Raw genomic sequence first — 22333 nt, forward strand, 5'->3', positions numbered from 1 at the left:
GGCCGCCCCCCGGCCCCCCCCCCCCCCGCGGGGGGCCCCCCCGGGGCGCGGGGGCCCCCCCCCCCGGGCCGCGGGGCCGGGCCGCGCCGGGCCGGGGGGGGGGCGGGGGCGGGGGGGGGGGGGGGGGGGGGGTTGAGAACTTACTTTAGCGCTAACCTTGTGCGCAATCAACTATCTCGGCTCTTAAAGTCGCATTGTGGCTATGTGAATTTTGGGGCACACAGCATCAGAACTTCTCGGTCAGGGCAGTCCGGCATTTCAGGAGTCCATCTGAGTAACAAATTCCATCCGTGTACATCGATGCAGATTCCGATCTCTGCGACAAATTACGCGTGAACATGTCATTCAGCCGGATTTCGATTCCCCCGTTTCATCAAGCTCATCAATCCATGTTTCCTTCACCGTCGGGGTGCGCGCGATATGCGCAGCCCGAGCGAGTACTTGTGCTCCAGTGGGTGCAGTGAAGAAATAAATAACGCCCAATGCAATCAGTTTGATGGTAAGCAGTGCGTCGCTGAAATACAGGGCTGTGCCAATCATGATGAAGCCAATGCCCAACGTACTGGCTTTTGTGCCCGCATGCATCCGGAGATACACATCGCCAAAGCGCAGCAGTCCCACAGAGGCCAACACCATAATCAACGCTCCAAGCAGCAGCAGTACACTGATCAAGATATTTGCGAGCGTCATAGAATGTCTCCAATTTCCTCACCGCGTTTCCGACGAACGATCCGCTCGATGTATATCCCAATCACCGCCATACTCAAAAAGCCGACAATCGCGGTCACAATGACGAGATCGATCAGAAAGGATTGATCTGAGACCATGCTGTGCACGGCAATCAATGCGACGACACGCAGTGCCAGTTGATCTGAAGCAACCGCCCGATCTGCCAGTGTTGGCCCGCGCAGCAACCGGATCGATACCAGTACCAGCGAGAACAGCAACAGGAGTTCAACAAGGAACAACATCGTGTTCATCGCAGCACCTCCAGCAACCGACGTTCCAACCCCTGGGTGATCCGCTGCCGTTCAGCGTCAGCATCCGGGATATCCAGAAAATGAATGTAGAGCGTCTTCCGATCAGGCGAGAGATCGACACCGAGCGTGCCGGGCGTGAGCACCAGCAGGTTATTGAGCAAAACGATTTCGAGATCCGTCTGCGCTTGCAGTGGGAAGGAGATGATGCCGGGACGCAGCGTTGACTGATCGCGAAACAGCGCTCGCACAACGCCCCACGTCGACGACACCAGCTCGGCGAGATAGTAGATCAGGAAACGCATGAAGGTTGGCATACGCTGAAGATAGCGAGGCGCGGTGTCACCCAACCAGTCGCGTGTCAACCAGATCAGTCCGTAGCCCAACATAAAGCCGATCACGACATCCATCGGGCGAAATTGCTGAAAGGACGCCCAGAGAAACGCCAGCAAAATATTGATCAGGAAGAAAGTCATTCTTCACCTTCGATCAGTACGGTTTCGATGTAGGTGGTGGGCTGCATCACCGTCTCGGCGGCCTGCGCCGACAGGCGATAGATGGGTTCAGCGAGCAGCCCGACACTGACAATCAGCACGACCAACAGCGCGGCGGGGAACATCAGACTACGTCGATCCTCCCACGTGAGCATGGCGGCGACCCGTCCGGGTGCGGGCGGCGTCCAGAAGGCTTCGTTCCAGATTTTGACCATCGAGTACAGGGTCAGCAGACTGACGCCGAGCGCCACCGCCACCACCAGATATTGTCCGGCTTCTAAGCCGGCGCGGATGAGGAGCAGCTTCGCCCAGAAGCCGGAAAATGGCGGCAGTCCGGCAAGCGAAAACGCCGCCACGATGAACAGGAGCGCAACGCCGGGATGCATAGCGCGGAGGCCGCCCAGCTTTTTGAGGTCATAGCTGCCCTGTGCTTCATGCGCGATGCCGCTGATAAAGAACAGCGCCGTTTTCGCCAGAATCACGTGAATCATGAAGAAGACTGCCCCGGTTAGTCCGGCTTCGGTGAGCAGCGCCGTCCCCATCAGCAAATACCCGATCTGGCTGACGATGTGGAAGGAGAGCAAGCGCCGCAAATCCATCTGCGCGACCGCGCCGAGCACGCCGGTCACCATGGTGAGCATGGCCAGCGCGAACAGCAGCGGTTGCAGCGTCGTGAGTTCGTTCGGAAACACCATGACCAGCACGCGCCACATGGAATAAATGCCGACCTTGGTCAGCAGACCGCCGAACAGTGCCGTGATTGCAATGGGCGGCGTGTGATAAGACGCGGGCAACCAGAAAAACAGCGGAAAGATCGCCGCTTTGATGCCAAACGCGACCAGAAATAAGCCCGCCAGCACCGTGGTGATGCCGGGCGCAGGCGCGTCTGCCAGACGCTGCGCCAGATCGGCCAAATTGAGCGTGCCCGCAACCGCATAAGTCAACCCGATGGCGATGAGGAAGAGGGTCGAGCCGACCACGTTCAGAATGACGTACTTCAGCCCACCTTCCAACTGACCGCGTTCGCCGCCGAGCGTGAGCAGCACAAATGACGCCATCAACATGATCTCGAAGGCAACATACAACGTAAACAGATCGCCCGTCAGAAACGCGAGGTTGATACCGAGCAGTAGACACCCGAGGAGCGGATAGTACGTGAATCGTTCCCGGTTCGTGTCGATAGCGGCGCGCGAATACATCACGACCGCGAACACGATAACTGCCGCGATGGTGAGCATGATCGCGCTCAACGCGTCGACGACCAGTGTGATGCCGTAAGGCGCCGGATGTCCGCCCATTTGCGACACCTGAATCTGCCCGGTTTCGGTGACGATGAGCAGCGCGATGCACGCCAACAGATTCGCAAAGGCGCCGATCTGCGCGAGACGGCGGCGGAAATTACGAAACCGCGCCAAAGCGGTGAGCGCCATCAAGAGCGGGATGATCAGGGGAGGACGATATATGGCTGCATGCTAAAACTCCCCGTCTGTGTGCTGTAACGCGTTGATGTTATCCGTCATGGCCGCTTGACTCGCGCGGTAGGCCAGCGCCAGTGAAAAGGCCAGCATCCCAAAGCTGATCACAATCGCGGTCAGGATCAGCGCTTGTGGCAGCGGATCAGCCATCTGGTCTTCTGGAACAGCGTCGATGATGGGCGCGGCCCGTCGGCGCAAATCCCCCAGCGAGAAAATCAACAGGTTGACGGCATAGGTCAAGAGCGACAGACCTATGATCAGGCGCACTACACTGCGACGCAGCATCAGATACACACCGCACGCAAAAATAACCCCAGCCGTGATAGCAAAGAGCAGCAGCATCAGTGATCCTCCCGTTCGCCTTCTTCGGCCATATTCATCACGATGGACGACGTGACGCTGAATACCACGATATACACGCCAATATCAAACAGCAGCGGCGTACTGATTTCGATCCGCCCGATGCCCTGGATGAACGGCGCCCACCAGAATGCATCCTGAAAGGCAACGCCCCGCACTAAACCGATCACGCCCGCACCGAGCGCGATGGCCAGTCCATAAAACATAGCGCGCAGAAAATCGATGCGCAGACGCTGCCGCACTTCATCCGCGCCATAAGCGAGCGTCATCAGCACAATGCTGCCCGCGCCGACGAGACCGCCCACGAAACCGCCGCCCGGCTCGTTGTGCCCGCGCAGCAGCAAAAACAGCGAAAACAGGATGAGCACGGGCATCATCATCCGCGCGAGAAAGCGTAAGAACAGGGACTGCGTCATGGCTGTTCCACCTCCAGATTGACATCTGCTTCCACGGGGAGTGTGATGCTCGTCTCCGGATCGGGCGGCAGGTGCAGACCACGAGGCTGCCCTGAGGGGCGCAGCCGCAGCAGCGCGGTCACGCCAATGGCAGCAATGATGAGCACGAGGATTTCGCCTTGCGTATCCAGAGCGCGGAAATCCACCAGAATCACATTGACGACGTTATGCCCATGTCCCACCTCGTACGCATTTTCCACGTAGTACCCACTAATCGACTCGGCAATCGGATTGGCCGCTGCCGCAAGAATCAGGAGGGTGACCACGACGCCGCTGGCGGCGGCAAACGTAATATCGAAGAACCGGGTGCGGCGCGGTATCTGCATGTTGAAGGCATTTGGCAGGAAATGGAATGCCAGCACGAACAACACCAGCGTGACCACCTCGATCATGAGCTGCGTGAAAGCGAGATCGGGCGCGCCGAACAAAGCGAACAGCAAGGAGAGGAGTGCGCCTTCGATCCCTAGAATCGCAATTGCGCCCAAGCGCGTAGGCACGATCACGCCCGTAATCGCGCCCGCCATCAGCAGCACGCAGATCACACCCGCCAGCGGATCCAACCCGCCGAGAGTTTCAGTATTTGTCAGGTTCACCTGTCCCAACAGCAGCAGCGCGGCGGTCAAGCTGATGGCCGAGCCTAAGACGACCAGCAGATAGAAGTGCAGCCGACCGTTTTGCAACCGCATGGTTAGCCAAGCCGCGCCGTCAGGCAGCGCCCGGTAGAACAGCCATTGATACACCCCGACCGTGTCGAACGAAGGCAGGCGCGTCAGCAAACGGATCACCCGCCCCCGCAGCAGGAACAGACCGAAGCCCAACGTGATCGAGATCGCGCTCATGATGAGCGGCGTGGTGATCCCTTCAAACAGATGCAGATGGATTTCCGCAGGCGCGCCGCGCATGACCGCGACCACTCGTCCGAGCAGCGGATCGAGCGTCAACGGGAGCGCGAGCGGCAGCCCGAGTGTCAGCGTGCCGAGCACCAGCGCGCCGATCCACATCAGCGGGCTGACTTCATGGGGATGATGGTGGGCCTCTGCTGGCGCGGAACGAACGAAGGTATCCCACAGGAAGCGCAGCGCAACGGTGACCGTGAGCGCCGAACCGAGCACCGCGGCGATCGGAAAAATGATCAGAAACGCGTCCGGCTGACCATCATACACGGAAGCGGCCTTGAGAAGTTCTTTCGACAGGAAACCGAGCAGCGGCGGAATTCCCGCCATGCTGACGACCGCGATCAGCGCACCCGCGAACGTGAACGGCATGACTCGCGCTAGGCCACCCAACTGGCGGATATCGCGCGTGCCCACACCGTGATCCACGCTGCCGGCTGTGAGGAACAGCGCCGCTTTGTAGAGGGCGTGCGCCAGCACACCAACGCCAAACGCGACCGCCGCATATTCACTGTTGGAGCTTTGTACCGCGACCAGCGCGCCCAACCAGCTCACTGTGCTGTACGCGAGAATCGCTTTGAGGTCAGTTTGGCGCAAGGCGATCACACCGCCATAGAGAAAAGTGATCAGCCCGACGATGAGCGTGATTCCGTCCCAAGTCGGCGTGTCGTTGAGCAGACCGCCGAGGCGCGCCAGTAAAAACACGCCCGCCTTGACCATCGTCGCGGAATGCAGGTAAGTGCTGGCGGGGGTCGGCGCGGCCATCGCGCCGGGGAGCCAGAAGTGAAACGGATACTGCGCGCTCTTGGTGAAGGCTCCGACGAATATCAGCAGGAGCGCCGGGATATAGAGCGCGTGCGCCTGAATCGCCTCCCGCTGATTCAACAGTTCCGCGAGTTCAAAGCTGCCGCCGATCAGACCCAGCAGCAGGAAACCCGCCATCAGCGCAAGGCCGCCCCCGCCGGTGACGATCAAAGCCCGTCGCGCCCCGCTGCGCGCAGCTTCATCGTCGTGATTGAAGCCGATCAGCAGGTACGATGTCAGGCTGGTGATCTCCCAGAAGATGAACAACAGGAGTAAATTCGCGCTGGTGACAACGCCCAGCATCGCCGTCATAAAGATCAGCGTGTAGCGGCTGAAGCGGGCGTACTCGGAAGCGTCTTCGAAGTAACCAGCGGAATACAGCAGCACTAATGTGCCAATCCCGCTGATGATCAGGCTGAACAGCAGCGCGAGGCCATCGAGCTGAAAGCTCAGATTAACGCCTAAGGAGGGCACCCACGGAATGATAACCGACTGCGTTGTCTCAACCGCCAGTTGGGCGAGAAAATACAGAAATAAGCCTCCGGGGACCAGCGCCGCCCAGACTGGACGTTTACGCAGCGGCGTTAGCAGAAGCAACGCCGCTAGTGCAGGGGCTAATACAGCAGCGATCAGCGACCCCACCTCTCTTTCACCGTATGAATGATACCGTTTGTTTGTTACGCTGGAAGAAAAGAAGATCTCTTTGAGAGAAATTATAAACGAAAGCTTTCTTTTTCTCCATGAAAGACGGATTAAACTCGAATTGGGCTGAAAAACGCCAATACCGTCGACTTAACGAACGGCGCTGACAGCAGCTTTGCCTGTGGTAGAGGTGAAGCAGCAAACTCAATCATGCCGTAGCAGCTTGAATCCCAGCGAAAGCGCAGTCCTATGAACCTCAACCAGTTGGAAGTCTTGGTGGCGATTGTCGATACCGGCAGTCTGACGAGTGCAGGGGATGTCGTCGGGTTGACCCAGTCCGCCGTCAGCTACTCGTTGAGCCGTCTGGAGGCTGAGCTCGGCGTCACCCTGCTCGAACGCGGGCGGCAAGGGATCGCGCTGACGCGAGTCGGCCACGAGGTGGTGCAGCATGCCCGCGCAATTCTGAACCACACAGAAGCGATCCGGCAGAAAGCCGCGCGCGAACGGGGCTTGACCGTTGGAAAACTGCGCTTTGGATGTGTCAGCACAGTCCCTAGCCGCCTGCTAACGGGGATCCTCCGTGATTTTCAGCAAAAATACCCTGATATCGACGTCGTGTTGTTTGAGGGCACGCCGCGTGAGCTGGTCGACTGGCTGGAGAACGGCGTCATTGATATCGCCACGGTGACGCGGCCTGAGGGCTTCGCGCTCTCAATCCCCTTTGTCCAAGCGGAGATTACCGTTATCGTACCGGCCAACCATCGCCTAGCCCATGAGTCCGCCATTTCGCTGGAGAGCCTGACCAATGAGACCTTGATCGGTCCAAAAGCCGAGTATGGTCTGATGCACGTGCTGCTTGGGCTTGGTCATGGCGCCCTGCCCCGCCTGCGCCACGAGGTCAGCACCCCGAATACGATTTTTGCGATGGTCCGTGAAAAGATGGGGGTCGCGCTGGTGTTAAAGATGCTGCTTGATACGGACACGCCCGGGATAGTCGCCCTGCCATTAGCCCCAAGACAGTTTACCGATATCTACTTGGCCTCGAATCTCAAAGCGCCCGCCGCCGAAGCGTTTTTGGAAAGTTGTGCCCGTTGGGCCAAAGCGCACGGATTTACTCGCGACACTGCATGAATTCTATTCATATAGAGTAGCAGCAATTTGATTAGGTTTCATGTAAACACTGGAGTATGCTGACTCAAAAAGGAGTCAGTATGTTCAAGCAGATGTTCAACATGATCATACGCGGCGGTGGCAGCGAACAAAACGCGCCCTCACTCGACCGCTTGCTCGAAGGCATGGACAAGCACCTAGAGAATTTCGACACGCTCATTCAACCAGCACCGGAATCCAAACCACGTACACCGTTTGATGCGCATCTACCCAAAGAGCAGATGTCGCTGGCAAATCTTAATCCGCGCCAGAAGCTGCGGGTGATCCCGAAAGCCTTACCTCTGATCTTCAATATGCAGCGGGCAGCACGCATGTACGACGGCAAATTTCGAGCCGCTCGCAGTGAGGTGACTCCTGACGTGCTGGCACAACTCGAAGCCCTGGCCTTCAAAGCCGGCGTGAAAGATATCAAATATGTCAAAGTGCCACGGAATGCGATCTTCCAGGGCAAAGGCATTCCCTGTGAGTATGCCATTGTCTACACGGTCGAAATGGACAAAGCGCCGATCTCGACCTCACCGAGCTTCGAATCACAACTCGAAGTGATGCGCGGTTACAAGAACATGGCCGTCATCGGCACCAAGCTCGCTCGGTTTCTGCAGCAGCAGGGTTTTGCCGCCTATCCCGGCACCGCGCTCGGTGGTCTGACTGACTATGTGCATCTGGGAGAACTGGCCGGTCTCGGGGCGATTGGTTATCACGGGTTGCTGATAACGCCGGGACAGGGGGCACGCCTGCGCATCAACACCATTTACACCAATATCAGCAATCTACCGATCACGATCACTAACGAGCATGGGTGGGTGCGTGATTTTTGCGCCATGTGTCGCAAGTGCGTGCGCAGCTGCCCCGTAGACGCCATCTATGATCAACCGCAGCCACGCGGCGACGGCGGCATGCAGTGTATTGAGCACCATACCTGTCGCGAATATTTCACACAGCACTATGGCTGTGCGGTCTGTCTGGCCGTTTGCCCCTTTAGCCAGGTGGGTTATGACGCCGTCAAAACGCGCTTCAAGGGCAATCTGACCGCACCTAAATTTCAGATTCCCACAACGACTTAAGCCTACCTGTCCCGATTTTTAGGATTACTGTATTACGCACGGATAAGACACGTCCGATTGCAGCCTCTCGCTGTTCGAAGCGTATACCATCGAAAATCTGAAGTTGACCAACCAACACGTTCTGTCTGGACTCGATGTTGCCGTCAAGTTGGTTTGATTTTCGTGACTGTTGCTTCGCGCTCTTCAGTTTAGCGCCGTGTCTGTGTCACTGGTTCTGACGCAGCGCTTCCAGCACAGCGCGCAGCGAGTCACAGTCGATACATCGATTGCTCTGTTTGACCTGCCAGCCGGGTGTTCCCGTACTTTCCACATGAATGGTCGGCAAATGCGGTGCCGGTTGATCAACCACGTCGTAACCCTCCCGCTCCAGCGCGCGTTTGGTCCAGACATAGGGCGCGCCTGCGCCTGCAAGGACAACCTGCGCTGATGACCGGGCGATCGGCTGAAACGTGCCTGTCAGCAGATCAAACCCGGCAGTCGTACTGCGAAAGGCGGCCTCAAACGCGCCGTTCAGCACGAGATCTTCAGGCAGACCGACCTGAATTCTTCCGGTGTAAGGCAGCAGCCAGATTTGATCGGCACAGCGCAGTGCCAGGTCGAGATCATGCGTGGAGAGCACTACCCCACAGCCCGTGCGCCGCGCGAGGTCGCGCAGCAGCAGCATACACTCGACCCGGCGCGGCAGATCGAGAAAGGCGGTCGGTTCGTCGAGGATGAGCAGATCGGGTTCCTGCGCTAAGGCGCGGGCGATCATAATGCGCTGGCGTTCGCCGTCGCTCATGTGCTGCACCGGGCGCTCCGCCAGACTCTCCGCGCCCACTAGTTCGATAGCGCGGCGCACCACTTGATGATCGTGATCTGAGAGCTGCCCCAACCAGCCCGTGTACGGCGTGCGCCCGAGCGCGACCAGCGCATAGCCCGTGAACAAGCCGACTTCCATTTTCTGTGTCAGCACGACACTGAGACGGCGGGCGCGCTCGGCGGCGCTCAGGCGCTGCACGTCACTGCCGCCGATCAGTACGCGACCACTGAGCGGCTTCTGCATGCCCGCGATAGTGCGCAGCAACGTCGACTTGCCCGCACCATTCGGCCCGATCAGGCAGGTGACGGTACCGGGATTGATGTTCGTCGAAAATGGCTGAACCACCGGACGGGCGGCTTTGCCCCGCTGGACATAGCCCGCGCTCAATTCCTCAAGCTGCAACAGGTGTTCGGTCATGCTGCCGCCGCCTTCACACTATGCCGGCTGAGGATCACCCAGATAACCGCCGGCGCGCCGATCAGCGAGGTCACGGCGTTGAGCGGCAGTACCAGTGAACTGCCCGGCACATCTGCGATGATCGCCGCCAGCAGCGCGACCACGGCGCCGACGAGGATTGTGAGTGGAATCAGCGCGCGGTGATCGGACGTATTGAACAGACTGCGGCAGAAGTGCGGCACCGCAATGCCGAGGAAACCAATCGGCCCGCAGAACGCGGTGATTGTTCCCGCGAGGACGGCGGAGGCCAAAATCAGGGCGAAGCGCACCCGGGGCAGATTCACGCCCATGCTCTCCGCGTAGGCTTCGCCAAGGAGCAGCGCATTGAGCGGCTTGCACAACAGAAAAGCCGCGCTCAGCCCACCGATGATGACGGGAGCCATAATGGTGAGTTGATCCCACGTCACGCCGCTGAAACTGCCGAACGTCCAGTTGATGTACGCCTGAATGCGTTCCGGGATGCTCAGGTAGAGCAGCACGCTGACGACCGCGCTCGTCAGGTAGCCGAACAGCAGCCCGATGATGAGCAGCGTCGTGCCGCCACTGACGCGCCGTGCGACCAGCAGAATGATCGCCATCACGCCGACCGAGCCGAAGCTGGCGGCGGCGGCGAGCGCCAGATCGCCGAACACGCCGAGTCCCGTCAGCAGCGTCGTCGTGACCGAACCAATCGTCAGCACGACCAGCGCGACGCCGAGACTCGCGCCGGAGCTGACGCCCAGCACAAACGGATCGGCGAGAGGATTGCGGAAGAACGTCTGCATGAGCAGTCCGCTGACGCCGAGCGCCGCGCCCGCGAGGATGGCCGTGAGCGCCTGCGGCAGCCGGAAATCGCGGATGATGCTCGTCCACACGGCTTTACTTGCCTCGCCGCCCAGCAGCACGCGCAGCACCTCTTCCAGCGGGATCGTCACCGAACCGAGCGCGAGGCTGACCAACAGTAGGCCGACCAACAGCGCGAGGAGTCCGCCGACCAGCAGCGTTTTTAAGCCGGGCAGCGCGACCGTTGGGCGGGTCGCGGGCGTGATCGTTGGGGTTGATAGGATGCGCTGTGCCATAAGTTTTCCTCGCGAAAAGCGGTATTTACACCAAGACATGCTGTGAGTCGTTCGGGCGGGCGAAATACGTGCATCTCGCCCGCCCGTGTGCTTACTTATTCCGCACCCAATTGCTGATAGAAGTAGAACTCGTGATCCGGCAGCAGTTCCGGATGGAAAATCTTGATCAGATCGGCAAGGATGAGATCGGGATGCGCCGCGCCCGTCTCAAAGTAGTCGCTGCCGCCATTGATGTTCATGCGCAGGTTGTTGTTCCACAGGTTGCCCGTCTGGAAAGCGGCAAAGGCGGCGAAGCGCGAGTCGTCGGCCAGCATTTGCGCCTGCGTGCTCCAGAACTGGTTGACATTCACCCAGAATTCCGCTTCGGCTCCCTGTTCGAGCACCACTTCAAAATCGAGCGGGTTGCTCGTGCCGGGCATTTCCGCCCACAGAAAGTCGGCGCCCGCATCCGCTAACAACTGCGCGATGGTGCTGTCACCGCCGGGCATGTACCACACGCCGCTGAAGGGGCTGGCGGTGATCGCCGTGGGGCGCGTCGCCACATCCGTCGCCAGCATCGTGAGCGCGGTATAGCGTTCCGCGACGCCCGCGAACAGCTCATTCGCCGCCGCTTCCGTGTTGAAGAACAGGGCGATATATTTGCCCCATTCGGCTTGCCCGAGCGGCGATGTATCGGTGTAATCCGCGTTGAGCACGGCGGGAACGCCCGCATCGTTGAGCTGCGCGAGGGTCGTTCCGCCCGCGAAGAATTCCTGCGCCATGACCAGATCGGGTTCGATGCTGATTAGCAGTTCGAAGTTGATCTCGCCGCCCGTGCCGCCACCGCCGATTTCAGCCACATCACCCGCCGCCACCAGCGCCAGCACGTCTTCGTTGCTCGTGTAGAGCGTGGTATCCACGCCGACCAGATGATCGAGCAGCCCTTGATCGTCGAGGTGCGGGAGCATACTCGTCGACATGGTCACGAACCGTTGAATCGGGATTTCAAACGTGGGGATATCCGCGTAGCCCTCCGGGGCGGGCGTGCCGCACTGCACCAGCACGTATTGCAGCGGCGTTTCTGCCCCAACCCACGGCAGCATGGTCACGACTTTGTAGTTGTTGAAGTATTCCACGTCGAAGTTATTCGCATAATCGACGGTGGCTTTCGCCGGGAAGTAATCGACGGTCGGGTCGTAGTTCTCGACGCAGCCATCGATGAGGTTGATCTCGGGAGCCGCGGCCTGCGCATCGACGGTGATGACCACCGTGAGCAGCAGCGCGGTCACTAAAGAGCAGAGGATAAAGGTGAAACGTGTGATTTTCATCAGAGAATCCTGGATTGACGATATAGACTTGCCCACCAAAGAAAAAACCCGCCTGTGAGCGGGTGAACGATAAATCGTTTCGTTAGCTCGCACCCTTTCTCCACGAAGGACACTGCACAAGACTGTCTGGTGAGTCATCGGGCTTCGGCAGGGTAGCCGTTACCGTTGCGGGACAGCGCCGGATTCGCACCGGTCTTCCCTCACTTTAGACTGTCATGACGGACTATGTAGTCGCCTCAGATCATCGCATGCACCTTAGGCCCGCACCGGAAAGTTGGCTGACTGGCGGGTGATCCCATGTTTGTTGATGACCAGCGCTTCAGCCTCAGGGAGCCGCGCAATTAAGGCGAGCCCCGCCTCCGCGCCCATGACCATGAGTGAGGTCGCGAGTGCATCGGCATCGCAGGCCGTCGGCGCGATCACGCTGGCGCTGCTCAATTCATCCGGTGATACGCCGCTGTGCGGGTCGAGGATGTGATGCAGTCGCCGATCCGGCGTGAACGTGTACTGGTAATCGCCGGAGGTCGCCAGCGCGCGGCTGACCAACTCCGCGATGATCGGGGTCGTACTCGCGCTGCCGGGCGGCGCTTGAATGCTCACCTGCCACGACTGCGCGGTTGCGCTGCCGTAGGTTTGCAGGTCACCGCCGAGTTCAACGAGCACCTGATCGAAGCCGAGTTCGCGTAGGGCAGCGGCACCGGCATCGATGATGTAACCTTTGGCGATCCCGTCGAGCGTAACGGCCATGCCGGGAAGATTCAGGCGAATGGCATCCTCATGGATGGCGATCTGACGGTAATCGACGAGCCGCTGCGCCGTCGACGATTTGCTCATGAGTCGGGAGTGTGCCCGACTGCGCCGCCGCGCGATACTGCCTGAGCACCGCCTCGACCGTCACATCAAAGGCGCCCGCGGTGAGATCGCCATAAGCGACCGCTTTGGTCAGCACGGTTTTCAGTTCAGGATGCGGATCGCTCAGCGCGCCCGTCGCATTGAGTTGGCTCAACTGGCTGTCCGGACGAAAACGGCTGAACACCGCTTCGAGCGCTGCCATGCGGTCGAACGCCGCGATGATCGCCGCACGCGCCTGGGCGCCGTTCGAGCTGATCACGGTCAGATGGGCGATACTGCCGAGCAGCATGCGCGTTTCCTGCACGGATTCAACCGGCTGAGCGGCGCGCAGCCCGGCCGACAGGCCGAGACCACCAGCAGCAGCCAACCCGGCGAACGCGGTCAGGCGGATGAACTGGCGACGTGACAGCGACGCCGGTTTCTGGTTCATGATCCGCTCCTTGTTGGCGTCGGGACGACAGTCGCATAGTCGGCCTGCGCAGTCAGCACAATCGGGTTGCGCGTCGCGGTTGCGCGGAGCGTCGGCTGCGCGATCGCCACTGAAGGGTCTGAAGTCAGCGCCAGCACAAGGGTCAGGCACACCAGCACCACACAGACAGCCACATAGCCGATCAAGAGATACTGCCGCTTGTCGGTTGGGCGTTCTTCTTGTCCCATAAGTTTTTCACCCAATGCCGCACTTCACCGATATACGAGACGACCGGGTCCAGCGGGCAGAGATAATTGCAGAACGGACGATAAATCACGAGCGAGCCAAACAGGATCAGAATGAGTAAGACCCACTGCGGCCACGAACCTTCGAGATTGAACAGCGTGCCAAAGGGTTCGTAGCTGGCCGCGCCCGGCTGGCGGAGGGCTAAGCCTAACACAATCGCGGTGAAGGATAGGCCGCGCTGGAGCCATTGTAGTTTGCTGTAGATCTGGCGCGGCTGATACGCTTTCGCGCCAGTGAGTGACCCGAGAAATTCCTGAGTCGCGCCGAACGGACAAAACCACGAGCAGTACGGGTTTTTGCCTTGAATGGACGTCACCACGATGATTCCGCCGAGCAGCAGGAACCAATACAGGTTGTTGTGCCAATCCGGGAAGTAGCCCGCGAGCAGCGAAATAACATTCGCCAGCGTCAGCGGTTTGTTGAAGATGAAACCGAGCATGATCACCCCCGCCGCCATCACGACCCACCGTCCATACTTCTTGAACGGTGACCGCGACCGGATGCGATGCAGGAAGAAGCTCACAATGAACAGCGCGAGCAGCGTCACTTCCGGCACGCCGAACTGGATCGGGCGATTGTCCGGCGGGATCACGGCATTGGGGATCGCCTGGGCCGCGATACCGCGTACGGCCAAGCGAATGCTCTGCGCGACGGCTTCGGAGGAGAGTGTCGCTCCACTCACGCCGTCGATATCGTCGCCAATTGTCAGGGCTTCGTCATAGCGCGCGCCGATGAACTGGCTGTAGTAATCGGAGTCTTCAAGCTGGCGGAAGAAGTTCGGCGTTTCGACATGCTGAACGACCGCCACATTCAGAATGGTACCTGCAGTATCTGTCCCCACCAACAGCGCGACTGGTCCACCATAGCCAGAACCGATGCCCGCCATGGCGTAACCCACGACGGAAAATGAGCCATCGGCGCTCGCCGCGAAACCCGTGAACAGCCCATTGCTGCCCGCTTCAACCCGTTCCGCTTGTGGCAGCACGTCGGCGAAGTAATCGCTTAGGGGCAGTTCGCCGCTCTGGCCGAGATAGCCGATCAGCCACGCCGCCACCAGAATCGCAAATGCGGCCAGACTCACCAGAGTCTGCCGCCGTTTCTGGCGGGCCCGCCGGGCTTGGATGGTATTCTGCAACGCTGCCTTGTCCATGACGACTGATCTCTCTACATATCGATTCCGGCGGAGAAACAGGTGCGTCTCTCCGCCGGACTGGTGAACTATGTGACCATTACCGATTTAGGCGGCGGGGGCAGCCTTTTGGGTGCTGCGCCACGCGCGGATAGCGACCACCGCGGCGAGAATCAGCCCCGGCACACCGAAAGCGGCCAGCAGCACACCGGCGGCGCGCGGTTCCAGTTCGCCCATCGAACCGTTGTAGTTCTCGATGGCGAGCATGAAGAAAACGACGGCGAGGACCAGCAGAACCCAGTCAAACCAGGCCAGCTTGATCTTCGGATTGTTACGGAGGTAAAGCGCGCCAGCGCCGAGCAGGAAACCTGCGATAATCCAAAACAACATGGGGTATGCCCTTTCTTTTCTCTGCGCGCTTAGGCGTCAGCGTGACCCTGCCGACTATCAATACCGAATTCCGCGTAATCCAGACGCCACCATTCTTCCGGATCCTTCTGCGGCTGATCTTTCGGTCCGGGCGAGTAGACGGTGCGGCTGAGTTCGGCCAGCGCGCTGTTGAAGATTGTCGTCGTGCCGATCACACCCTTGACCATGCTGTGGATCAGCGCGCGATCCTTGACCGAGAACGGGCACACCGCGAAGCAGATACCGCAGTTCGTGCCGACTTCCGCCCAGTAGTTGCGGCAGGAGAGCGAGTTCTCATACCAGGTGCGGACGCCACCGCGGCTCCACGCGCCCTGCGTCTCGTACGACGGTTCGCTGTTGGTGTTCAACGCGCCGGACGGGCAATAGGTCGCGCACGTCTTGCAGGTGCGGCAGAAATTCATGATACCGGCGTCGATCGGGCTGGTGGGCGCGACCGGCAGGTTCGTAACCATCTTGAAGGCGCGCACCATCGGGCCGTATTCCGGCGTGATCATGCGGTTCAAACGGGACATTTCGCCGAGGCCAGCGAGCACGCCGAACGCCGGGGCAATGCCGAGCGCATTGGTTTCCGATTCGCCGAGACCGTAGTAGCCAATCCCGCGCAGGAAGCCCTGCAAACGGCTCTGGATGGCGCGATTTTCAGCATAGGTGAGGGCGGTGGTCGCTGCGCCGACCGGGGTTGGGCTGCGCAGCATGGCTTCTTGCGACATCTGCACCGTCCACGTGATGACCCAGCGCGCGCTCTTGGGGATGATACGCTGCGTTTCGGTTTCTTCGGGGACTTCGGTATCTTCGCTGATGACCAGTTCTTTGCCGTCCGGGTCAATCGCGTAGATCAGCTTTTCGGTGTTCGCATCCAGTTCAACGAAGCCGACGGTCGCCGCGCCAAACGCGCGCAGAGCCGAACGGATCATCTCGGAAGCTTCCTCCGGCGTGCCTTCCCAACGCGGAATACCGTTCTCTTCCGGCTTGGCGACATTGTCGGGACCGAGGAACGACTGGGTTGCGCCGATGCCGCTGGCGCGATACAGCGCGATGTCGCGCGTCGAGTAGCCCACCTGGCCTGCACGATTGCGCTCATAGACAGCAATCGCATTCTGATCCTGCACGGCCTGGAACGCTTCCGCATCCATGTACTTGCTCCAACCGCGGCGAACCGTGTTGCGTTCGTCGAAGCGGTAGATGGCTTCCCAGTCGATTTCAGCCGTGGGTTGCCCGATGGTCCGCACCCAGTTCGGACGGGCGAGCATGCCGGGCTTATCGCTCCAGCTTTCACCGAATTCCTCGATGGGCCCTAACGCGGCGACGGTGGCAGCTCCCATACCGAGCAGCCCCATTTCTTTCAAGAACTCGCGTCTATTCAAACTTGAGGTCATAGGTAAATCCCTTCCTTACCGCAGCCCCGTGACCGGGGTGCTGTCTGCTAAAAGCATTCTTGAGACCGCAATCACGCTGAATTAGCGTGGACGACAACTCGCACAACCGCTGCCAGCGGCACTGCATCCTCCGCACGCCGACACCCCAGCCAGCGCCCGACGTTCGCCCCCGCCGCCGCCGGAGAAAATCGCGACGACACTGATCAAACGCTGCGTCTCCTGCGAGGCGCATTCGGGACAAGCGGACGGGCTGTCCAGTTCGGAGATCGACTTCCGGACGGAGAAGGTGGTCTTGCAGTGGGCGCAATGGTAATCGTAAACGGGCACTTCAAACCTCCTGCTGCTTGGCCGGTAAACAAAAAGAGCCGGGAGCGCCTGCGCGCTGCCCGCCCCCTAAGACTCGTAGGAATGGCCGATTTGGTCATCTGGCTTCGCCGGTTTCCCGGCGTCACAGTTGCGGCTCAGCACCGGATTTCCACCGGATTTCCACCACTTCAATTAGGTAGATTGTGTCGAATTTACAGGGGATTGTCTGTCAGGAAGGTTGTGATCGTTTGTCGGGAGAATCACGACAATCTATACACTTTATCTGTAGGGAAATTCCCTACAGATAAGATTAATGTGAGTTATGGATAACGCTTCGCTGACCCCACCACCGACCCCTCCCCGAATTCAGTTGACGGAGGGACAGTTTTAACAATGGGAACCATTAAGGCGCGGGGGGGGGGGAAAGGGTTTTGGGGGGGGGCCGGGGGGGGGCGCGCCCCCCCCGCCGGGGGGGGGACGCCTTGGGCGTCCCTACAATCCTCCCGATTGTTAAAAGTGTCCTGTCCTCAACCGAATTCGGGGAGGGGAGACAGATTTCCCCCTCTCCTCGCTTGCGTGGGAGAGGGGGCTAGGGGGTGAGGGGACAATTTTGACGTGGACGGATCTACGATTGGCTTATCCCTAACTGATGTTACAGATAAGTTCAATCCTTGTGGGTGTCGATGCCATATTCGGGCAAGTCGAGATCCCACCAGTCACCGGGATCTTTTTGCACACCGTAGCCGAAGGCATCGTCCATCGTGCGCGTGAGTTCGTCCAGTTCCGGGAAAGTGGCGATCTGCATCCGCACCAGATCATGCATAAAGCTGCGGTTGCGCTTGGAGAAAGGACACACCGAGAAGCAGATGCCGCAGTTGCTGCCAGCTTCTTCGTACCAGTAGCGGCGGCAGCGCACCGAGTCTTCGAACCATGCCTGATGTCCGGGATTGCTCCATTCGCCAATGGGAATCCAGCCCGGTTCCGTATCAAAGCTGAGCGCGCTCGGCGGGCAGGCTTCCGCGCACTTCTTGCACGTGCGGCAGAAGCGCGCGATCCCCGCGTCGATTGGCTTATCCGGTGCAAGCGGCAGATCCGTGATCAGCTTGAAGATGCGTACCATCGGGCCAAATTCCGGCGTGACCACCCGGTTCAAACGCGAGAGTTCGCCTAAACCGGCGAGCACCGCGAGAGCCGGGGCAATGCCAAGACCATTCAATTCAGCCTCGCCTAAGCCCTGATAGCCGAGTCCCCGTAAGAACTCCTGCACATTGTTCTGGATCATCAGGCCGCGCTGGTACGCTTCGGTCGTCGCCATCTGCGCGATCTTGGTTGGCGCGCGCCTGATCGCAATATCCGACATCTGTACGGCATACACCACCACCCAGCGCGCCGCAAACGGAATCACGCGCTTTTCCGTGTCCTCGTAGGCGTGCTCGACATTTTCGAACTCAAGGCGCTTGCCATCATTATCCACACTGTAGATGAGTTTGCGCGTGCGTTCATCGAGTTCGACGATCCCGACAGTCGCCGCGCCCATCTGCTGCATCGCCACTTTGAGCAGACGCGCATTCTCGTCTGGCGATCCTTGCCAGCGGTCGACGCCGAGATCTTCGGGGCGCGGTGCTTGCCGCGGGCCGAGGAACGTGCGTGGCATGATGTCTCTGGTTCCCGAAAAGGCGTTCGCCAGCGCTACATCTTTGAGGGTGAATCCGGTTTCGTTGTTCGTTAAGCGCGAGAGTTCATTTTCGCGCCGAACGGTTTCGAGATAGTCATTTTCTTCCGCGCTGCCGAAGCGCCCCAATGCAGGATTGCCGGCCAGCGTGTTGCGGGCGGCATCGACCCGCTGCATCATGTCCCAATCGATGCCCGTCGTCGGAACTTCGACCTGCCGCACCCACCACGGTCGACGATACACGCCGCCGGACATGGGCGTACCCAACATTTGGCTACCAGCAACCAGCGCCGTCGACCCCGCTGCGCCGGCGGTAACGCCCGCCATACCCACGGTTTTGATGAACTGGCGGCGCGTCAGGGGACGCCCATTCGCCTGTGTCTCATCAGGTTCGGAGCTGCTGCCGAGGGCATCGTCTTTTTGCGCGATCTGCTGCGAGCGATACTTGTGTATGCTCTGGGCGTCAACACCGCGCATGATGTTGACGATCACCCCGGCTGCGAGCAGCCCGAAGAAAAGCGCCCCGGCGAGCACGGTGGCCTGTGTTTCACTCTCGACAAAACTGCTCCACGTGTATTCAAGCAGAATGGCTAAGGACAACAGCCATAATCCCCAGGCCAGCCATTCGCTCGCCGTGCGCCGCCGAACGCGCAGCCAGCGAAAATGAGATTCAAGTTTCAGGATGTCGCGCGGATTCTGGTTATTGGTCATTTGGAATCAAGCAGCCCATTTTTCAACGCGTACTGCACGAGTTCCGCCCGATTTTCGAGCCGGAGCTTTTCCATCAGACGCTGGCGATAGGTATCGACCGACTTCGGGCTGATGAACAGCAGTTCGCCGATTTCCCGGCTGCTGTAGCCGAGCGCCGTCATGACCAGTACCTCGTGCTCACGTTCGCTCAATAAGTCGAGTCCGGTAACTGGTTTCGAAGCCGGTTCATCCTTCTCGCGATAATCGCTGATGAGGACCTGCGTCGCTTCGGGCGTCAGGTACGAGCCACCGCTCGCGACTACCCGAATTGCCTTGATGAGTTCGGTATCCGCGCTGCTCTTCAGTACGTAGCCCGCGCCGCCTGCCTTGACGACATGGCGAACATATTGTGTCTCCGCGTGCATGGTCAGCACGAGGACACGCGTGTGCGGATACGCCTTGCTGATCTGCTCGATGATGTCCAGCCCTTTGACATTCGGCATCATCAGGTCAAGCACAATGATATCCGGTTGGAACTGGGCAATCGCATGCAGCGCCTCTTCGCCGTCTCCCGCTTCCCCGACAACGTTGATATCCGGTTCGGCATTTAACAACACCCGGAGCCCCGCCCGCAGCACCGCGTGATCGTCTGCGAGGACAATGCGAATTATCTGATTTACCATGTTTCTGCTCCTGTGCCGACGATATCTGGCAGCAGCAGTACGACTTCCAGTCGCGTTCCCCGCCCCGGTTCCGAAGCGAGTGTCAGCGTTCCGCCCAGCAGTTCGATGCGTTCCTGCATGCCGAGCAAGCCTAAGCCGCGATTCTTGGCGCTGCGAACGCTCTCTATGTCAAAGCCACAGCCATCATCCACAATGGAGAGGTGGAGCTGGGCGGGCTGGCGTTCGATGATGACACTGACGGTTTTGGCGTTCGCGTGGCGCAGAATATTCGTCAGAGACTCTTGAATCACCCGATAGAGCACAATCTCCATATCGCGCGGCAGCCGCTCCTGTTCCATCCCACGCGGCTGAAAATCAACCTGCAAGCCGGATTTGCTGGCATAGTTGTCAATGTAGCCTTCCAGCGCCGAAATCAGGCCGAGATCGTCGAGGGCTGCTGGACGCAGATCAGCGGCTAGCCGCCGCACCTCGTGCAGCGTGCGCTGCGTGAGTTGGCGAATACCCGCTGCCTGGACCTGTGCTTCCTCCAAACTAGTGCAGTTATCCAGAATCTTGAGTTGAACCAGCAGCGAAGTCAGCGCTTGTCCAGTCTCATCGTGCAGTTCCCGGCTGATGCGCTGGCGTTCGTCTTCCTGCGCGGAAACGACCTTGTGCAAAAGCTGCGCGCGCATCTCATTGGAGCGTTCAAGTTCGCGGTGCGAGGTGTCGAGGCTGGCGATCATGTCGTTGAACGCGCGTCCGAGTTCACCGATTTCGTCATTCGCCCAGACGGGCGCGCGCACGGAGAGATCGCCATCGCGCACGTGGCGGGCGACAAAGGTCATATCAAGGATCGGACGGGTGAGCAGCCACGTGAGAAATGAGCCAATCCCAATCCCGGCCAGCGCCGAGAACACGGTGATGATCACCACGCTGCGCAGGCCGACGGACATGGCTTGAGCGACGCGCTCTTCACTCAGCAGGTACGACAGCCAACCGCCGAGCTGACTGCTCACCCACCAGGCAATCGTGAAGCCGAGGATGAGCAGCGGCGCGACGATGATCCCCATAATCTTCTGGCGCAGGGAGACTCGTCCCGCCCACGTCCACAGGGTGTTCCAGAGAGTGTGTTGTTTTAATGTCATCATACGAGTACGAGCTTTTTATTACACTCTAACAGGTTGAAGCTCGTTTTCCAGTGACATATGTAAGCGCTTTGGTGTTGTAAGCTCATTGCTGGAGCGCTGCCCGCTCCAGATTATCGGATACATGGCGCCCCGCTGGCGCTTACGTGCCGTAGATGCGCGTTTCCGGTCGGAATGCCGCCCACGCAAACCAGAAATGTGGGAAAGCGAGCTCCTGCCGCAGTTGACTGCCCAGCAAGGCTCCCTCGACCGCGGTACCAAACACGTTCCACGCGCTGCCCGTCTGATCGTCACGAATCGTGCCAGCAGCATCAATGCTGAAGGTGAGTATTTGTCCATCCAGTTCGCGGCGGTACAGCGCCGCCATGCCGACATCGCGCGACGCATCGATATTGCTCTGATCCAGCGCGCTGGTCGCGCCCGGCTGCCAGAAAGCGACCACGGCCCGTCCGCCGACGGTGTCGTTGATGACAATGGCTTCCGCCAGCACCGGGAAGGGATACGCAACCGCCTCTCCCGCAATCAGTGCGCCGAGCACCCGTTCGGTCGCAAACAGGCGCTCATCGAGTTCACCGCGAAACAAAAACGGCAGCGCAGATGAGTCATAGCCGACATAGGGATTGGTCGCATACGTGCGGCCATTCCGGGACAGCACTTCACCATCTGGATACTGCTCGACAAACGCGCCGAACCCAACCACCTGCGAGGGCAGCAGGGTCAACTGCGTGCCGGTATAAGTGCCGACGATCCCCTCGCCCGTGAACTGCTGCCACCAGCTCTGCGTCAGATCGTCCCACATGATCAGATCGCTGTTACGCAGCAAGCCCGAAACACCAAAACGCAAGACCTGCCCCGCCACCGTCCGCTCAAACACGACCGCGCTGTTGCACAGCGGGCAGAAGGTCACAGCCACGGGCACATCGGCCACGATATCATTCACGATTTCGTGTCGGGTCAGGATGGCGAGCGGATAGGCGCGCGCTACACCCTCCAGCGTAAACGCGATCACCGGGGACTGTGGTTGCAGCCACGTTGACGCCTCGGCAATTGATTCGAAGGTCGGGTTGTCAATCGGTGGGATGCCGTCGCGCGGAACACCGCCTGACAGGATCTCGTCGAAGACCCCTGCCTGGGACTGGCAGAAATCGGTCTTGTCCCACACATACACTAAGCCCGACACATCCAGCGGCGGATCAGCACAGGTGAGTTGGGCGCTCACAGTCGTGATGCGTCCCGCAGACAGCGCCACTGCTAGCCCGAGCAGCAGCGCGATCCACCTGATTTTCGTGGATTGATCTCTCATCAACATAGCCTCCCATCGAAGCAGCATGCGAACATTTGGCGGCAAGCCAAGTGCCGCAGATCAGGGCGATCTGCGGCGCGCTCGTCTAGGTCAGCCG

Annotated in this window: 23 protein-coding genes and 1 riboswitch; of the genes, 2 read left to right on the top strand and 21 right to left on the bottom strand. The window is 59.7% G+C overall.

What is annotated here, in order from left to right; translation table 11 throughout:
- Positions 1 to 345: 345 nt before the first annotated feature.
- From mnhG to mbhE, 7 genes are read right to left on the bottom strand one after another with little or no spacing between them, the layout of a single operon-like run.
- Entirely contained in the window at positions 346 to 690 is a 345-nt protein-coding gene (gene mnhG / locus IPK17_RS30200; RefSeq protein WP_343421415.1) for a monovalent cation/H(+) antiporter subunit G, read from the bottom strand.
- Positions 687 to 980 carry an MrpF/PhaF family protein gene (locus IPK17_RS30205; RefSeq protein WP_343421416.1) on the bottom strand — a complete coding sequence of 98 codons (294 nt, stop codon included), beginning with the start codon at positions 978 to 980 and terminating at the stop codon, positions 687 to 689. Before IPK17_RS30205 ends, mnhG begins: the two co-directional genes overlap by 4 nt.
- Entirely contained in the window at positions 977 to 1453 is a 477-nt protein-coding gene (locus IPK17_RS30210) for a Na+/H+ antiporter subunit E (protein WP_343421417.1), read from the bottom strand. The genes IPK17_RS30205 and IPK17_RS30210 overlap by 4 nt, the downstream gene beginning before the upstream one ends.
- Complete coding sequence (locus IPK17_RS30215; RefSeq protein ID WP_343421418.1) at positions 1450 to 2886, bottom strand: proton-conducting transporter transmembrane domain-containing protein; 1437 nt, start codon at positions 2884 to 2886, stop codon at positions 1450 to 1452. The genes IPK17_RS30210 and IPK17_RS30215 overlap by 4 nt, the downstream gene beginning before the upstream one ends.
- A gap of 57 nt (positions 2887 to 2943) precedes the next feature.
- Positions 2944 to 3288 (bottom strand): Na+/H+ antiporter subunit C, encoded by a 345-nt coding sequence (locus tag IPK17_RS30220; protein WP_343421419.1) that lies wholly within the window; start codon positions 3286 to 3288, stop codon positions 2944 to 2946.
- The gene (locus tag IPK17_RS30225; RefSeq protein ID WP_343421420.1) at positions 3288 to 3722 is read right to left on the bottom strand and encodes an MnhB domain-containing protein; all 435 of its coding nucleotides are present in this window, start codon (positions 3720 to 3722) and stop codon (positions 3288 to 3290) included. The genes IPK17_RS30220 and IPK17_RS30225 overlap by 1 nt, the downstream gene beginning before the upstream one ends.
- Positions 3719 to 6100, bottom strand: a complete 2382-nt coding sequence (gene mbhE / locus IPK17_RS30230; protein ID WP_343421421.1) for a hydrogen gas-evolving membrane-bound hydrogenase subunit E — start codon at positions 6098 to 6100, stop codon at positions 3719 to 3721. The genes IPK17_RS30225 and mbhE overlap by 4 nt, the downstream gene beginning before the upstream one ends.
- Before the next feature lie 249 nt (positions 6101 to 6349).
- On the opposite strand from mbhE, the gene IPK17_RS30235 reads away from it, so the two are divergent.
- A complete protein-coding gene (locus IPK17_RS30235; protein ID WP_343421422.1) occupies positions 6350 to 7231 on the top strand; it encodes a LysR family transcriptional regulator in 882 nt (293 codons plus the stop codon).
- A gap of 80 nt (positions 7232 to 7311) precedes the next feature.
- The gene (locus tag IPK17_RS30240; RefSeq protein ID WP_343421423.1) at positions 7312 to 8334 is read left to right on the top strand and encodes a 4Fe-4S binding protein; all 1023 of its coding nucleotides are present in this window, start codon (positions 7312 to 7314) and stop codon (positions 8332 to 8334) included.
- 205 nt (positions 8335 to 8539) lie between these two features.
- Here IPK17_RS30240 and IPK17_RS30245 read toward each other — a convergent pair whose 3' ends face one another.
- From IPK17_RS30245 to IPK17_RS30305, 14 genes are all read right to left on the bottom strand, one after another.
- Positions 8540 to 9553 carry an ABC transporter ATP-binding protein gene (locus IPK17_RS30245; protein WP_343421424.1) on the bottom strand — a complete coding sequence of 338 codons (1014 nt, stop codon included), beginning with the start codon at positions 9551 to 9553 and terminating at the stop codon, positions 8540 to 8542.
- Positions 9550 to 10650, bottom strand: coding sequence for an iron chelate uptake ABC transporter family permease subunit (locus IPK17_RS30250; RefSeq protein WP_343421425.1), 1101 nt, complete (start codon positions 10648 to 10650; stop codon positions 9550 to 9552). The genes IPK17_RS30245 and IPK17_RS30250 overlap by 4 nt, the downstream gene beginning before the upstream one ends.
- A gap of 95 nt (positions 10651 to 10745) precedes the next feature.
- Positions 10746 to 11957: an ABC transporter substrate-binding protein gene (locus IPK17_RS30255; RefSeq protein WP_343421426.1), complete on the bottom strand. Its 1212-nt coding sequence runs from the start codon at positions 11955 to 11957 to the stop codon at positions 10746 to 10748.
- Between the two features lie 81 nt (positions 11958 to 12038).
- A riboswitch (adenosylcobalamin (AdoCbl) riboswitch) is annotated at positions 12039 to 12185 on the bottom strand.
- Positions 12186 to 12212: 27 nt separating this feature from the next.
- Positions 12213 to 12791, bottom strand: coding sequence for an FAD:protein FMN transferase (locus IPK17_RS30260; RefSeq protein WP_343421427.1), 579 nt, complete (start codon positions 12789 to 12791; stop codon positions 12213 to 12215).
- Positions 12733 to 13239, bottom strand: a complete 507-nt coding sequence (locus tag IPK17_RS30265; protein WP_343421428.1) for an FAD:protein FMN transferase — start codon at positions 13237 to 13239, stop codon at positions 12733 to 12735. The genes IPK17_RS30260 and IPK17_RS30265 overlap by 59 nt, the downstream gene beginning before the upstream one ends.
- Complete coding sequence (locus tag IPK17_RS30270) at positions 13236 to 13466, bottom strand: hypothetical protein (protein WP_343421429.1); 231 nt, start codon at positions 13464 to 13466, stop codon at positions 13236 to 13238. Before IPK17_RS30270 ends, IPK17_RS30265 begins: the two co-directional genes overlap by 4 nt.
- Positions 13421 to 14674, bottom strand: coding sequence for an FMN-binding protein (locus IPK17_RS30275; protein WP_343421430.1), 1254 nt, complete (start codon positions 14672 to 14674; stop codon positions 13421 to 13423). The genes IPK17_RS30270 and IPK17_RS30275 overlap by 46 nt, the downstream gene beginning before the upstream one ends.
- Before the next feature lie 87 nt (positions 14675 to 14761).
- Positions 14762 to 15043 (bottom strand): VcrB family reductive dehalogenase putative membrane anchor, encoded by a 282-nt coding sequence (locus IPK17_RS30280; RefSeq protein WP_343421431.1) that lies wholly within the window; start codon positions 15041 to 15043, stop codon positions 14762 to 14764.
- Positions 15044 to 15072: 29 nt separating this feature from the next.
- A complete protein-coding gene (locus tag IPK17_RS30285) occupies positions 15073 to 16458 on the bottom strand; it encodes a reductive dehalogenase (protein ID WP_343421432.1) in 1386 nt (461 codons plus the stop codon).
- A gap of 81 nt (positions 16459 to 16539) precedes the next feature.
- Positions 16540 to 16785 carry an FmdB family zinc ribbon protein gene (locus IPK17_RS40725; RefSeq protein WP_350341658.1) on the bottom strand — a complete coding sequence of 82 codons (246 nt, stop codon included), beginning with the start codon at positions 16783 to 16785 and terminating at the stop codon, positions 16540 to 16542.
- A gap of 643 nt (positions 16786 to 17428) precedes the next feature.
- Complete coding sequence (locus tag IPK17_RS30290; RefSeq protein WP_343421433.1) at positions 17429 to 19147, bottom strand: reductive dehalogenase; 1719 nt, start codon at positions 19145 to 19147, stop codon at positions 17429 to 17431.
- A complete protein-coding gene (locus IPK17_RS30295) occupies positions 19144 to 19809 on the bottom strand; it encodes a response regulator (protein WP_343421434.1) in 666 nt (221 codons plus the stop codon). The genes IPK17_RS30290 and IPK17_RS30295 overlap by 4 nt, the downstream gene beginning before the upstream one ends.
- A complete protein-coding gene (locus IPK17_RS30300) occupies positions 19803 to 20936 on the bottom strand; it encodes a HAMP domain-containing sensor histidine kinase (RefSeq protein WP_343421435.1) in 1134 nt (377 codons plus the stop codon). Before IPK17_RS30300 ends, IPK17_RS30295 begins: the two co-directional genes overlap by 7 nt.
- Positions 20937 to 21075: 139 nt before the next feature.
- Positions 21076 to 22236: a DUF3179 domain-containing protein gene (locus IPK17_RS30305; protein ID WP_343421436.1), complete on the bottom strand. Its 1161-nt coding sequence runs from the start codon at positions 22234 to 22236 to the stop codon at positions 21076 to 21078.
- Positions 22237 to 22333 lie beyond the last annotated feature (97 nt).

Source organism: Candidatus Flexifilum breve (assembly GCF_016713355.1).

Excerpts from the sequence above, each read along its gene's own strand:
- mnhG (WP_343421415.1), bottom strand. The coding sequence starts at position 690 with ATGACGCTCGCAAATATCTTGATCAGTGTACTGCTGCTGCTTGGAGCG.
- IPK17_RS30205 (WP_343421416.1), bottom strand. The coding sequence starts at position 980 with ATGAACACGATGTTGTTCCTTGTTGAACTCCTGTTGCTGTTCTCGCTG.
- IPK17_RS30210 (WP_343421417.1), bottom strand. The coding sequence starts at position 1,453 with ATGACTTTCTTCCTGATCAATATTTTGCTGGCGTTTCTCTGGGCGTCC.
- IPK17_RS30220 (WP_343421419.1), bottom strand. The coding sequence starts at position 3,288 with ATGCTGCTGCTCTTTGCTATCACGGCTGGGGTTATTTTTGCGTGCGGT.
- IPK17_RS30225 (WP_343421420.1), bottom strand. The coding sequence starts at position 3,722 with ATGACGCAGTCCCTGTTCTTACGCTTTCTCGCGCGGATGATGATGCCC.
- IPK17_RS30235 (WP_343421422.1), top strand. The coding sequence starts at position 6,350 with ATGAACCTCAACCAGTTGGAAGTCTTGGTGGCGATTGTCGATACCGGC.
- IPK17_RS30240 (WP_343421423.1), top strand. The coding sequence starts at position 7,312 with ATGTTCAAGCAGATGTTCAACATGATCATACGCGGCGGTGGCAGCGAA.
- IPK17_RS30245 (WP_343421424.1), bottom strand. The coding sequence starts at position 9,553 with ATGACCGAACACCTGTTGCAGCTTGAGGAATTGAGCGCGGGCTATGTC.
- IPK17_RS30250 (WP_343421425.1), bottom strand. The coding sequence starts at position 10,650 with ATGGCACAGCGCATCCTATCAACCCCAACGATCACGCCCGCGACCCGC.
- IPK17_RS30255 (WP_343421426.1), bottom strand. The coding sequence starts at position 11,957 with ATGAAAATCACACGTTTCACCTTTATCCTCTGCTCTTTAGTGACCGCG.
- IPK17_RS30260 (WP_343421427.1), bottom strand. The coding sequence starts at position 12,791 with ATGAGCAAATCGTCGACGGCGCAGCGGCTCGTCGATTACCGTCAGATC.
- IPK17_RS30265 (WP_343421428.1), bottom strand. The coding sequence starts at position 13,239 with ATGAACCAGAAACCGGCGTCGCTGTCACGTCGCCAGTTCATCCGCCTG.
- IPK17_RS30270 (WP_343421429.1), bottom strand. The coding sequence starts at position 13,466 with ATGGGACAAGAAGAACGCCCAACCGACAAGCGGCAGTATCTCTTGATC.
- IPK17_RS30275 (WP_343421430.1), bottom strand. The coding sequence starts at position 14,674 with ATGGACAAGGCAGCGTTGCAGAATACCATCCAAGCCCGGCGGGCCCGC.
- IPK17_RS30280 (WP_343421431.1), bottom strand. The coding sequence starts at position 15,043 with ATGTTGTTTTGGATTATCGCAGGTTTCCTGCTCGGCGCTGGCGCGCTT.
- IPK17_RS30285 (WP_343421432.1), bottom strand. The coding sequence starts at position 16,458 with ATGACCTCAAGTTTGAATAGACGCGAGTTCTTGAAAGAAATGGGGCTG.
- IPK17_RS30290 (WP_343421433.1), bottom strand. The coding sequence starts at position 19,147 with ATGACCAATAACCAGAATCCGCGCGACATCCTGAAACTTGAATCTCAT.
- IPK17_RS30295 (WP_343421434.1), bottom strand. The coding sequence starts at position 19,809 with ATGGTAAATCAGATAATTCGCATTGTCCTCGCAGACGATCACGCGGTG.
- IPK17_RS30300 (WP_343421435.1), bottom strand. The coding sequence starts at position 20,936 with ATGATGACATTAAAACAACACACTCTCTGGAACACCCTGTGGACGTGG.
- IPK17_RS30305 (WP_343421436.1), bottom strand. The coding sequence starts at position 22,236 with ATGAGAGATCAATCCACGAAAATCAGGTGGATCGCGCTGCTGCTCGGG.